The organism is Pseudoalteromonas sp. APAL1, from assembly GCF_021532475.1.
Classification (GTDB): Bacteria; Pseudomonadota; Gammaproteobacteria; order Enterobacterales; family Alteromonadaceae; genus Pseudoalteromonas; species Pseudoalteromonas lipolytica_C.
In genome coordinates, this window is sequence record NZ_JAKGAW010000025.1 from 24,829 (window position 1) to 38,304 (window position 13,476).

Annotated in this window: 12 protein-coding genes; 9 read left to right on the forward strand and 3 right to left on the reverse strand. The window is 40.1% G+C overall.

Going from position 1 to position 13,476, the window contains the following annotated elements; translation table 11 throughout:
* Positions 1-14 precede the first annotated feature (14 nt).
* On the forward strand, positions 15-1,367 hold the full coding sequence (gene gdhA, locus L1264_RS13075; protein WP_199526549.1) for an NADP-specific glutamate dehydrogenase: 1,353 nt from the start codon (positions 15-17) through the stop codon (positions 1,365-1,367).
* A 150-nt stretch (positions 1,368-1,517) separates the two neighbouring features.
* Here gdhA and L1264_RS13080 read toward each other — a convergent pair whose 3' ends face one another.
* The 3 genes from L1264_RS13080 to L1264_RS13090 all read right to left on the reverse strand — a co-directional run bounded on the left by L1264_RS13080 (position 1,518) and on the right by L1264_RS13090 (position 4,972).
* A complete protein-coding gene (locus tag L1264_RS13080) occupies positions 1,518-3,233 on the reverse strand; it encodes an AMP-binding protein (RefSeq protein ID WP_235404104.1) in 1,716 nt (571 codons plus the stop codon).
* 214 nt (positions 3,234-3,447) lie between these two features.
* Positions 3,448-3,894, reverse strand: coding sequence for a DUF3010 family protein (locus L1264_RS13085; RefSeq protein WP_135924387.1), 447 nt, complete (start codon positions 3,892-3,894; stop codon positions 3,448-3,450).
* Between the two features lie 64 nt (positions 3,895-3,958).
* A complete protein-coding gene (locus L1264_RS13090) occupies positions 3,959-4,972 on the reverse strand; it encodes an endonuclease/exonuclease/phosphatase family protein (RefSeq protein ID WP_199526547.1) in 1,014 nt (337 codons plus the stop codon).
* Between the two features lie 246 nt (positions 4,973-5,218).
* Here L1264_RS13090 and thrS point away from each other — a divergent pair, with 246 nt between their 5' ends.
* The 8 genes from thrS to L1264_RS13130 all read left to right on the forward strand — a co-directional run bounded on the left by thrS (position 5,219) and on the right by L1264_RS13130 (position 13,433).
* A complete protein-coding gene (thrS, locus tag L1264_RS13095) occupies positions 5,219-7,129 on the forward strand; it encodes a threonine--tRNA ligase (protein WP_135924389.1) in 1,911 nt (636 codons plus the stop codon).
* 57 nt (positions 7,130-7,186) lie between these two features.
* Positions 7,187-7,750, forward strand: coding sequence for a translation initiation factor IF-3 (infC, locus tag L1264_RS13100; protein WP_082389338.1), 564 nt, complete (start codon positions 7,187-7,189; stop codon positions 7,748-7,750).
* Positions 7,751-7,961: 211 nt separating this feature from the next.
* Positions 7,962-8,162, forward strand: coding sequence for a 50S ribosomal protein L35 (gene rpmI, locus L1264_RS13105; protein WP_054554888.1), 201 nt, complete (start codon positions 7,962-7,964; stop codon positions 8,160-8,162).
* A 15-nt stretch (positions 8,163-8,177) separates the two neighbouring features.
* Positions 8,178-8,537, forward strand: a complete 360-nt coding sequence (gene rplT / locus L1264_RS13110; protein WP_036968189.1) for a 50S ribosomal protein L20 — start codon at positions 8,178-8,180, stop codon at positions 8,535-8,537.
* 198 nt (positions 8,538-8,735) lie between these two features.
* Positions 8,736-10,532: a M14 family metallopeptidase gene (locus L1264_RS13115; protein ID WP_135924390.1), complete on the forward strand. Its 1,797-nt coding sequence runs from the start codon at positions 8,736-8,738 to the stop codon at positions 10,530-10,532.
* A gap of 1 nt (position 10,533) precedes the next feature.
* Positions 10,534-11,175: an MBL fold metallo-hydrolase gene (locus tag L1264_RS13120; protein WP_199526546.1), complete on the forward strand. Its 642-nt coding sequence runs from the start codon at positions 10,534-10,536 to the stop codon at positions 11,173-11,175.
* A 97-nt stretch (positions 11,176-11,272) separates the two neighbouring features.
* Positions 11,273-11,731, forward strand: coding sequence for an Lrp/AsnC family transcriptional regulator (locus tag L1264_RS13125; protein WP_036968198.1), 459 nt, complete (start codon positions 11,273-11,275; stop codon positions 11,729-11,731).
* 145 nt (positions 11,732-11,876) lie between these two features.
* Entirely contained in the window at positions 11,877-13,433 is a 1,557-nt protein-coding gene (locus tag L1264_RS13130; RefSeq protein ID WP_135924392.1) for a SulP family inorganic anion transporter, read from the forward strand.
* Positions 13,434-13,476 lie beyond the last annotated feature (43 nt).

Sequence of the window (13,476 nt, forward strand, 5' to 3'; positions counted from 1 at the left end):
CTTGAGGAGTTAATATGCAATATCTACAAGATGTACTTAACCAAGTAAAGGAAGCAAATGCAAACGAACCTGAGTTTTTCCAAGCTGTTGAAGAGGTATTTCACTCGCTAGAACAGGTTGTGCAAGACGGGTCCGATTTTCAAAAACAGGCAATATTAGAGCGATTAGTTGAACCTGAAAGGCAAATTATTTTTCGAGTACCTTGGCATGATGATAAGGGCAATCTTAGAGTAAACCGTGGGTATCGAGTCGAATTTAGTTCATCACTTGGCCCCTACAAAGGCGGTTTGCGATTTCATCCAAGCGTGAATCTAAGTGTCATTAAGTTCTTAGGTTTTGAGCAAGTTCTTAAAAATGCACTAACAGGGTTACCTTTAGGTGGAGCGAAGGGCGGCTCAGACTTTGATCCTAAAGGTAAAAGCGACAATGAGATCATGCGCTTTTGTCAGTCATTTATGACTGAGCTTTACCGTCACATTGGCGAAAATACAGATGTACCAGCCGGTGATATCGGAGTTGCTGGTCGGGAGATTGGTTACTTATTTGGCCAGTACAAACGAATCACCAATCAGTTTCAAGGTGTGCTGACAGGCAAACCTGAAATAATGGCGGGATCTGCTTTGCGAACAGAAGCGACTGGTTACGGAGTAGCGTATTTTTTAAGTGCTATGCTTGATGCCAAAAATGACTCATTACGTGGTAAACGTTGTTTAGTATCAGGCGCTGGTAATGTGGCGCTCTATTTAATGGAAAAACTAGCGCAGCATGACGCGGTTGTGCTTACCTGTAGTGATTCGCAAGGCACCCTATACTGCAAAAATGGATTAGATGTTGAGTTAGTCAAACACCTAAAACAAGAAAAAGGTGCGAAGCTTCGTGATTATTTAAATGAACACCCAGATGCTGAATTTACCCCTGTAAATCAGTACCCGAGTGATGCCCATCAAGTGTGGCAATATGAGGCTGATATTGCTTTACCATGTGCAACACAGAACGAAATAACTCAAAAGGATGCAAAAGCACTTGTTTCAAACGGCTGTATGACCGTGTGTGAGGGCGCTAATATGCCAACGACTGCAGACGCACTTGCTGTCTTTAAAGAGCATGATGTTTACCTAGGGCCGAGTAAGGCTGCAAACGCTGGTGGAGTTGCGACCAGCCAATTTGAAATGGCTCAGAATGCCAGTATGCAGAAATGGCGCCAACAGCAGGTCGATGAAAAACTTCAACAAGTTATGAAAGAAATTTTTGATCGAGTATCATCAACTGCAAAACAATACGACCATGAAGGTGATTTATTGTTAGGGGCTAATGTTTCAGGGTTTGAACGTGTTTCACAGGCTATGATCAAACAAGGCGCTGTTTGATATCACACACTGCTAGCGCAAACCTTAAAATAGTTGACCATAACTCCACCAAATAGTCGATTGGGCGTTAGAGGTCAATAGTACTGCAAATAAGTTAAATTGAATTAAACGAGTTAAAGCTCAGCATGGCTGAGCTTTAATACTGAATGCTTACGAAAATGCGTTTTCTTTAAGAAGCTCTTGCATTTGCTCGCGCATTTTAAATTTCTGCAATTTACCAGTTACAGTCATAGGGTATTCTTCAACGAAGCGAATGTGCTTTGGTACTTTAAAATAGGCCAGCTTATCTTGTAGGAAATCACGTATAGCATTTTCATCAAGCACTGCGTCATCTTTAGGTTGGATCCACGCACAAACTTCTTCTCCATACTTTTCATCACTTATACCAAAAATAGCGGCATCTTGAATACCCGGGTAACTATAAAGCACTTCTTCTATTTCGCGAGGGTATATATTCTCACCGCCGCGGATGATCATATCTTTAATACGACCAACAATAGCAACAAAGCCTTCTTCATCCATTACACCTAAATCACCGGAGTGTAACCAACCTTCGTTATCTATGGTGGCATTGGTTTTCTCTTCATCATTCCAATAACATCGCATAATGCCTGCACCACGGCTGCAAACTTCACCAGGAACACCGATTTGTTGAATATCCCCAACTTCATTAATAATTTTAACTTCTGTATGTGCTAGTGCACGCCCTACAGTCGTCACTTGCTTTTCAAGAGGTGAGTCAGTTTCAGTTACATTGTTGATAGGGCTACACTCAGTTTGACCATAGCCTATTACTACTTCTTGCATATGCATTAATGAGTGAACTTTACGCATCACTTGTTCTGGACATGTCGAACCGGCCATGACGCCTGTCCGTAAACTTGAAAGGTCATAATTGCTAAACTCTTTTAGTTCAAGTTCAGCGATAAACATGGTAGGAACACCATGTAAACCCGTGCAGCGCTCTTTTTCTACCACCTCTAGGGTTGTTTTAGGGTCAAAAGAATCTCCTGGGAAAACAGCTGTAGCCCCTTTACTTATACAAACCAAGTTGCCTAGTACCATACCAAAGCAATGGTACAAGGGCACGGGGATACACAACTTATCTTGATGAGTAAGCTTCATCGCTTCGGCCATTAAAAAGCCATTATTTAGAATGTTCTTATGGGATAAAGTGGCTCCCTTGGGGTTACCCGTGGTACCTGAAGTAAATTGAATATTGATATCCTGATCGCAATGCAAAGTGGCAGCGATAGCATCAAGCTCAAGTTTATGGGCATCTGTAGGGCGTTCCATTACATCAGTAAAGCTATACATACCAGGAGATTTTTTGTCGCCAATTCGAATAATATTTTTTAAATGCGGTAATTTTTTTAGGTTTAATCCATCTGCAGGTAAATGGCTTAATTCAGGTGCAAGTTCATTAAGCATTTCAATATAGTTACTAGACTTAAATTGACTTGCAGTGATCAACGTTGAACATTCAACACTATTTAACGCGTATTCTAATTCACTCGGACGGTAAGCGGGGTTAATACAGACCATAATGGCACCAATTTTTGCTGTTGCGAATTGGGTTAGACACCACTCAATATTATTTGGTGACCAAATACCAACTCTGTCTCCCGGTTTAACCCCTAATGATAATAACCCCATTGCTAATTGGTTAATTTGTTGTTGGTATTCTTTGTAGGTAAGACGAATATGTTGATGATGAACCACAATAGCAGGGTGGTCAGGGTAATTGTCGACAATATTATCAAGATACTGACCAATAGTCTGTTCGATTAAGGGTACATCAGTGCAACCTTTAAAATAGCTTTTCGAAAGTGGAAGATTATTGTTTGGTGTGTTCTTTGTCTGCATTGTTTTCTCCGTGTCCGGCTAGTTAGTTGTCATGGACTTGATGCAATGCGTAATGAGGTAATCAAGAATTTGATTCTCAAAACGTGCGTTCGTATCTAACTAAACACAGATTGTCGACAAAGAAAAGTTTTTTAAGACTAATGTATATGTTGGTTTTTTATGAGTAATACTTAATGGGCAATAAAAAACGTGCCGTAGCACGTTTTATTGGAAGTTATTGTTCGTCTTGTTTGTAGGTTTTGCGCATAAGGTAAACGTAGGCGCTAATAAAAGCATTTTCTTGAAATTTCTTTAACCCAGTATCTTCGAAATCAATAGGAATTGGATTACGTTTAAGTTGCTCTTTAATTGTCGTTGCACTAAAAATTTGTACATCTAACTCGTCAATAAGCTGAATAGCAGTTTCCATTTTAAACCCTTTAGCACTGCCAGCAAATTTCCCTTTTGGTTGACGCTCTTTAATTGCAACAGAGTCAATTTGGTAATCTTGCATCAACTTCCTAAAATCAAACTGAAACTTACGCATTACTTCAGTGTCATTGCCATCACCTAAAGTGAAGCGTGTTTGTCTGACATCACGGATATCAAATACGTCATTGTCTTTGGTTAAAATACACAGTAGTACATCACTACCCGTAATTTCTACACCGCATGTTCTCATGGTCATTCTCTAAATAACTTAATTTGCGCAATTATAGCAAGTAACGTCATGAAAAACAGTTGCTTTAAAAATGAATTTTTATAGCAATTGCACTGTGGTCACTGACACTGATGTCTTCAGTTGATTGTGTAGGGTTTAAATGCGCTGCATAGCTTTCATATTCCAGCAGTTTAACCTTAGACATCTGGCAGTCAGGATTAAAGTGAGCAGAGGCCAATATATAATCAAGCACATTCCCTTTGCCATGAAAGTAATGACTAAACGGTTTTTCTTGTTGCTGATGAAATGCCGCACTGAACTCATAGCTATCTGTTAACCCAACAACGGGTTCATTGTGCTCAATGCAGGGTTCACAGCGGGTAGGGTGAAAGCCTTGTGTCATAAACGAAAGGGTTGGGCTGGTAAGTGAATCATTAAAATCCCCCATTACTAGCGTGGCGCATTGCTTTTCTCGTTGAGTTTTTAAGGCATCATAGTAAACAATCGATGCCTCTAGCGAACGAGATATCTGTGATTGCATAGCCCCAACTGTTTGGTGTAGTAGTTGTAAAAGTGGATCTTCAAGATTATGAATATTTAATATATGTGCCATAGACTGCACACGTTGTGATTTAAAATGCACAACATAACAGCATACATCGCCAAACTCAGGGAATGAAAACAAGCATTTTATTGGAGTACGGTTAAATTTAAATTCATTTTGATTATTTAAGTACTCAAGCATCTCTGGGCATGGGCTTAATGCTTCAGCTTTTTTAAATGGAAACTTACTGGCGATTGCAACAATTGGGTTAAATAAAACTTGTGGGTATAGGGCATCTTGAGAAGGAGAATCCACAGTTTTAAAATAGTCGTAGCCCGCTTCTTTGCACTGTACCTCTAAAGCATGAGCGCTAAACACTTCTTGAAAAGCAACAACATCGGCGTTTGTAGTTGATAAAAAGTTAGCGACAAATTGTTGTTTTTGTTGCCATTGAGTATTGTTGTAACGTTCGTGTAACTGATAAAAGGAATAGGGCGGCGCAGTATAATTTAGCAAGTTTAACGTAGCAAACTTGAGCGTATGCATGTGTGGCATTATGGTAACCTTCGAAGTACAGACCTCCTAATTATGAAATGAGTTAAGTAATTGTCAATTTGCTCGCATAACTACTTGTATTTAAGTGCTTGAGCAGCGACAATGGCCGCTTGTATTTGCGAAGACTCAGTAAATACATGCTTAATTAGCAATGCTTATTCGTAAAAGCGTTGCAGAGTTATTCAATTTTTTAAAAAATACTACATGTGATGCATTGTAGGCATCACCACTGTATAAGGATTTATAATGCCAGTTATTACCCTCCCTGACGGCAGTCAGCGTAGTTTTGAAAACCCAGTAAGTACTTATGATGTTGCAAGCGATATCGGTCCAGGTTTAGCTAAAGCAACCATCGCTGGACGTGTTAATGGCACACGTGTAGATGCATGTGACTTAATTACTGAAGATGCGCGTTTAGAAATTATCACAGCAAAAGATGAAGACGGCTTAGAGATTATTCGTCACTCTTGTGCGCACCTTATTGGTCATGCAGTTAAGCAACTTTTCCCTGAAGCGAAAATGGCTATCGGTCCAACCATTGATAACGGTTTTTACTATGATATCGATATGGATCATTCTTTAAGCCAAGATGATTTAGATGCAATTGAAAAGCGTATGCTTGAACTTGCTAAAACAAACTACGATGTGGTTAAAAAGACCGTAAGCTGGCAAGAAGCGCGTGATACATTTGAAGCACGCGGTGAAACTTACAAAATGGAAATCCTAGACGAGAACATTGCAAAAGATGACCGTCCTGGTTTATACCATCACGAAGAATACATCGACATGTGTCGTGGTCCACACGTACCAAACATGAAATTCTGCCAACATTTCAAAATCATGAAAGTGGCAGGTGCCTATTGGCGCGGTGATTCAGAAAACAAAATGCTGCAACGTATTTACGGCACAGCATGGGCGGATAAAAAGCAACTTAAAGCATATTTAAAACGCTTAGAAGAAGCTGAAAAGCGTGACCACCGTCGTATTGGTAAAGCACTTGACTTATGGCACTGGCAAGAAGAAGCGCCAGGTATGGTATTTTGGCATAACGATGGCTGGAGTATTTACCGTGAGCTAGAAGACTTCGTTCGTGAAAAACTACGTGAGTATGATTACGAAGAAGTAAAAGGCCCATTGATGATGGACCGTGGTTTATGGGAAAAATCAGGCCACTGGGATAAATACGCAGATGCAATGTTCACAACTGAATCTGAAAAGCGTGAATATGCAATTAAACCAATGAACTGCCCAGGCCACGTACAAATCTTTAATCAAGGTTTAAAATCGTACCGTGATCTACCATTACGTATGGCTGAGTTTGGTTGTTGTCATCGTAATGAACCATCAGGCGCTTTACACGGTTTAATGCGTGTACGTGGCTTTACCCAAGATGATGCACATATCTTCTGTACAGAAGAGCAAATCATGGATGAAGTATCATCATGTATCAAAATGGTTTACGATACATACGAGACGTTTGGTTTTGAGAAGATTGTTGTAAAACTATCAACTCGTCCAGAAAAACGTATCGGTGAAGACGCAATGTGGGATAAAGCTGAGTTAGCGTTAGCCGATGCATTAAAAGCGAACAACATTGAATTTGATTACCTACCAGGTGAAGGCGCATTCTATGGCCCTAAAATCGAATTCACGCTTTATGATTGCTTAGACCGCGCTTGGCAATGTGGTACTGTACAGCTAGACTTTGCATTACCAGGCCGTTTAGGTGCGACTTATGTTGCAGAAAACAACGAACGTCGTACACCAGTGATGATTCACCGTGCTATATTAGGCTCGATTGAGCGTTTTATCGGCATTCTAACTGAAGAATACGCTGGATTGTTCCCAACATGGCTTGCACCAAAGCAAGTTGTGATTATGAACATCACCGATAAACAAGCTGATTATGTGCAAGAAATTGTACAAAAATTAAATAAACTTGGAATTAGAGCCGCTGCTGACTTGAGAAATGAGAAGATTGGCTTTAAAATCCGTGAACATACGTTAAAACGTATTCCATATTTACTTGTTGTTGGCGATAAAGAAGTTGAACAACAAGAAGTGGCAGTACGCACTCGCACAGGTGAAGACCTAGGCAAATTTAGTGTTGATGATTTCATTGCAAAAGTAAGCGAAGAAATTAAAAATCGACAATAAATCATGAGCGTGTAGGGCAAAACAAACAGCCAACTACACGCTTTTTATTTTATATTCTTGGAGGATCGTACCATTAGAGGCGGCAAGAAAGGGCAACAAACAGCTCAAAAAAATCGTATCAACGAAGATATTACAGCTAAAGAAGTTCGTTTAATTGGCATCGACGGCGAGCAAGCTGGCATCGTGTCATTAAAAGAGGCGCAAGCTATCGCTGATGATGCGGGTGTAGATCTTGTAGAAATCAGTCCTAATGCTGAGCCACCTGTTTGTAAGGTTATGGACTACGGTAAGTTCATCTTTGAAAAAAGCAAAGAACTAAAAGAACAAAAGAAAAAGCAAAAGCAGATCCAGGTTAAAGAAATCAAGTTCCGTCCAGGTACGGATGAAGGTGACTACCAGGTTAAGCTTCGCAACTTGCGTAAGTTCTTAGAAGCGGGTGATAAAGCTAAAATCACCATCCGTTTCCGTGGTCGTGAAATGGCTCACCAAGAAATTGGTATTGAATTATTAAACCGTGTTAAAGCCGATTTAGAAGATGTTTCACAAGTTGAATCATTCCCTAATCGTGTTGAAGGTCGTCAAATGGTTATGATGATGGCCCCTATTGCTAAAAAGCAATAAACAGGTTATATTACGCACCGATTTTATTTCAGGTCTGCAAGTAACAGTTTACTGTTCACCTGAAATAACCGGTTTAAAGTAAGGTTGCAAAGCAATAGCAATGAACCTTCACCGGATTATGGCAGTAAGTTAGGCCTTATAAAGTAGAGCTATTTTATATATCTCTCGCCTGCTTGCTAATGTTTTAAGCAATACATTTGGAGTTATTGCAATGGCTTATAAGCTAAAAACTCACAGAGGCGCGGCTAAGCGTTTCAAGAAAACTGCTTCAGGCGGTTTCAAGCGTAAACAAGCGCATCTTCGTCACATTCTGACTAAGAAAACTTCTAAGCGTAAATTACACTTACGTCCTAAGATGATGGTTCATAAGAATGACCATGGTCTAGTTTCACGTATGTTACCATTCGCTTAATAGGAGTCTTCAGAAATGGCAAGAGTTAAACGCGGTGTTATCGCACGTGCACGTCACAAAAAAGTTTTAAAACAAGCTAAAGGTTACTACGGAGCACGTTCACGTGTTTACCGCGTAGCTTTCCAGGCAGTTACTAAAGCGGGTCAATACGCTTACCGTGACCGTCGTGCTAAGAAACGTACTTTCCGTCAACTTTGGATTGCACGTATCAATGCAGCAGCTCGTCAAAACGGTCTTTCATACAGCCGTTTTATCAATGGTCTTAAAAAGACATCTGTAGAAATCGATCGTAAGATCCTTGCAGATATCGCTGTTTACGACCAAGTTGCATTCGCAGCGCTTGTTGCAAAAGCAAAAGAAGGCCTAGCGGCTTAATTTCGCTTTTAATACAGTTTAAAAAGGAGCCTAGTGCTCCTTTTTTTGATCCTGAAAATCACTCATTACTTCATTATAGATGCTAGCTAGCATGTCATTTGCTCCATTTTTTTGTTGAATCACCGCAGTTTACGCAATCCATAATAATTAGTTGGTATAATTTCAGGTATTAGAATAAGTTCCGCACTTGAGAGTGATATGTTTGCGAGTTTAGTGTTTTTATCTGCTGTAGTAACGTTAGACAGCCACTTACCCCCATTAATGCCATGGCACGGAAACAGTGTGTCATTACTACAAGAAAAAGGGCCATTAACGACAGAGTTCGAGTTAAGTGATGGTACTTTGTCTCCTAATTATGATGAGACAATGGCATTTGTTGACCGTTTAGTTGCAGCTAACCCAACTCAATTTAAATTAAAGACCATCGCTACTAGTAGTGCAGGTCGTGCAGTGAAAATGTTAGTCGCAAATGAGCAGGGGTTATTTGATGCAGAGCAGCTAGTTGCAGACACTAAACCTACGATTTTTATTCAAGCGGGCATTCATAGTGGCGAGATTGACGGCAAAGATGCCATGTTTATGCTGCTACGCGATATTGCCACGGGTAAACGTCGCGATATCTTGAGCAAAGTTAATATTCTGTTTATACCGATTTTAAACGTAGACGGTCACGAGCGCAGTAGTCAATATAACCGTATTAATCAGCGTGGCCCAGTAGAAATGGGTTTTAGAACAAACGGTCTAAATTTAAACTTGAATCGTGATTACACAAAGCTTGATACCCCAGAAGTTCGTGGTGTGATGAAGGTGATCAATCAGTTTAAGCCAGATTTATACGTTGATGTTCATGTAACCGATGGTGCTGATTATCAATACGATGTCACGTATGGCTATAACCCTGTATTTTCAAGTGAATCACCAAGTGTATCTGAGGCATTAGATAATCTGTTTAAGCCTGTAATAGATGCGAAGCTTGAAAAGGCAGGGCATATTCCTGGTCCTCTCGTATTTGTTATGGATAAGCGCGAATTTAAGAAAGGGCTAGCTGGCTGGGTTGCCACACCACGCTTTTCAAATGGCTGGGGTGACTTGCGTTCATTACCGACGATTTTGGTTGAGAACCATTCATTAAAGCCCTATAAGCAGCGCGTATTAGGTACTTATGTTTTCATTGATGGTGCAATTGATGCCTTAGCTGCAAACGATAAAGCACTAAATGAGGCGGTTAGAAAAGAGCTTGATTTCAAACCAACGCAATTAGTTGTTGAACGTGGATATGCAAAACAACCAGATACTATTGAATTTAAAGGGATTGCGTACAGTCGTTCTGAAAGTGCTCTTTCTGGTCAATCTGAGGTTAAGTATTTAGGTCAGCCTAAAGACTATGACGCGTTACCTATTTTTTGGCAAAAAGAAGTTAAAAAGACTGTTAATGTGCCAAGCGCGTTTTACATTCCACCTGCGTACAGTCACATTATTGAAAAGTTAAAGTTGCATGGTATTAAGGTTGATAAAGTTACTGAAAACGTATCTGTACCGTTAACTCAAGCAATTGTGAAAGATTACAGCTTTGCCAAAGCGCCTTTTGAGGGACGTTTTAGGGTTGATGCCAGCTTTGATTATACCAAAGTAGACAACCTAAATATGTTTGGTTGGTATAAAGTATCGACTGAGCAACCATACTCTGAACTTGCTACTCACTTACTGCACCCAGAAGCGCCAGATTCATTCTTTGCTTGGGGAGACTTCAATACCATTTTTCAGCGGACTGAGTATGTTGAAAATTATGCATTGATGCCTTACGCAAGACAAATGCTTAAAGAAAAGCCTGCCTTGGCGTTGGAGTTTGACCAAAAAATACGTGAGGACAAGCAGTTCGCAAATGACCCACAAGCGCGCCTAGATTGGCTTTATGAGCGTACGCCATTTTATGATCAAGCTTATTTAAAATACCCAATTTTTATGAGCTTTGAGCAATCTGAACAAGGACAGTAATATGAAAGTAGTGACAGTTCCGGTGACTGGTTTTGCACAAAATTGTCGTATTATAATTTGCACCGAGAGTAATCAAGCTGCATTAATTGATCCCGGCGGTGATAAAGAAAAACTTATCACTGAGCTGACGAAATTAAAATGTAAAGTGGTTGCGGTATATCTTACTCATGGGCATTTAGATCATGTTGGCGCCGCTAAAGAACTAGCTGAGCATTATGATGTTGAAATTATCGGCCCGCATATTGATGATCAATTTTGGTTTGATGCACTTCCTATGCAAGCACAAATGTTCGGTTTTGATGCTATCGAACCATTTTATCCTACTAAGTGGTTATGCCACGGCGATACGATAGAGGTGGGTCAACTATCGCTTTCTGTTCGCCACTGCCCAGGACATACACCAGGCCATGTTGTGTTTTACCATGAACAGTCACAGCAGGTAATTGTCGGCGACGTAATTTTTCAAGGTTCAATTGGACGTACTGACTTCCCTAAGGGTAATAGCAGTCAGTTAATTGAATCTATTCAGTCACAAATACTTACGCTGACTGATGATGTTGTTATCTTAGCGGGGCATGGTCCAAACACTACGGTAGGCCATGAGCGAAAAACAAACCCTTTTATAAGTGGTAAGTATGGCTAAAATTGCAATTTCATTGCATAAGTAGTAGAAAATAAGCAGACTGTTTTTTAAATCAGTTATATAATTTAACCCATAATCTTAAAGAAAAAGAAATAAAATGTCTCTTAACCAAGTAGATCGCCAAATTTTGGCATTATTACAGCAAGATGCTAGCTTATCAACGGCAGAGATTGCCGATAAAGTTGGTTTGTCTCAATCGCCATGTTGGCGTCGTATTGCTAAGCTTGAGCAAGATGGCTACATCAAAGGTAAAGTTGCTTTGCTTGATGAGAAAAAGCTTGGCTTTGATATGTTAGTCTATGCCCATGTTCGTTTATCAAATCACGGCAGAACAAACTTAGCTGAGTTTGAACGATTAATTATGAGCTATGACGAAGTCACTGAATGCTACAGTATGGCTGGTACAATGGACTTTATGCTTCGTATTATCTCTAAAGGTATTGAAGGCTATGAGCAATTTGTTCGCGATAACCTGTTAAACCTAGAGTTTGTACAAGAAGTTCATTCTAATGTCACTATGACGTGTGTTAAACGTAGTACGTCTTTACCACTTTAGTTTTTATTTACTACGATTGATAACAGTTAAAAACGGTTAGTACTTAACAGTACTGACCGTTTTGTTGTTAATAATTGTTAACTTTTCTGCTTTTTGCTAGAATTGCGCGCCTTGCCGAAACGTATTCACTACAAAGAGGAACTTAATGTTTAACTTACTCAGCAAAGCGCCAAGCTCTGCTAAAAATGATATTTTATCTGGCTTGACGGTCGCACTGGCATTGGTGCCTGAAGCTGTTGCATTCGCTTTTGTTGCTAATGTAGAGCCTTTAGTCGGTTTGTATGCTGCCTTTATTGTTGGTTTGATCACCGCTATTTTTGGTGGCCGTCCAGGTATGATTTCTGGTGCTACCGGCGCATTAGCCGTTGTAATGGTAAGTTTAGTATTAGATCACGGAGTTGAATATTTATTTGCGACCGTGCTTTTAATGGGCATTCTGCAGGTCTTAGCGGGTGTCTTTAAACTTGGTAAATTTATTCGCATGGTTCCGCATCCCGTTATGCTCGGCTTTGTTAATGGTCTAGCTATTGTTATTTTCTTAGCTCAACTTGGTCAGTTCAAAGTACCTGATGGCATGGGAGGGCAGCAGTGGATGGAAGGTCAAGCCTTGTATATTATGCTTGGCTTAGTGGCACTTACAATGGCAATTATCCATTTTTTACCTAAACTGACTACGGCTGTGCCTTCTTCATTAGTTGCAATTGTCACAGTTACAGGATTGGTAATTGGTTTTGACTTAGAAGCGCGTACCGTTCTTGATTTCTTAAAAGGTATGACGGGTAATGAGCAAGCAACTATTGCGGGTGGTTTACCACAATTCCACATCCCTATGGTGCCATTTAACCTAGAAACATTAAAAATTATTTTCCCTTATGCGCTTGTTCTTGCGGCAATTGGTTTAATCGAGTCATTACTAACATTAACCTTAATTGACGAAATAACAGAAACACGTGGTCACAGTAACAAAGAGTGTATCGGTCAAGGTGCTGCGAATATTACCTGCGGTTTCTTTGGAGCGATGGGCGGTTGTGCGATGATCGGTCAGTCAATGATTAATATCAACTCTGGTGGTCGTTCACGTTTATCTGGTATCAGTGCTGCATTATTGCTGTTAGCGTTTATTATTTTCGCTGCAAGTCTAATTGAAATGATCCCACTGGCTGCACTTGTCGGTGTTATGTTTATGGTTGTTCTTGGTACGTTTGAATGGGCAAGCTTTAAGATGATGAAGCGTGTGCCTAAGTCTGATGCCTTTGTGATTGTTCTTGTATCGGGTGTAACGGTAGTTACTGACCTTGCTATTGCGGTATGTGTTGGTGTTATTGTATCGGCACTGGTATTTGCTTGGCAGCATGCAAAACATATTTACACAAACAATTATATTGATGAGCAAGGCTCAAAAGTATACGAACTTCATGGTCCATTATTCTTTGGTTCAGTGAAAAACTTCGCTGAGTTATTTGATGTTAAAAATGACCCTGAAGATGTGATCATCGAATTTAAGCATAGCCGAGTAGCAGATCACAGTGCGATTGAGGCAATTGATAACTTAGCAGATAAATATGCTAAAACGGGCAAGAAATTGCACTTACGCCACTTGAGCCCTGATTGTATCCAACTTCTGCATAATGCGCGTGATTTAGTTGAAGTAAACGTGATTGAGGACCCGCATTATAAGGTAGCTTCTGATAAGTTAGCTTAAATAGACAATGTTTAAAAAGCGAAGGCGGCTGTCGTCTTCGCTT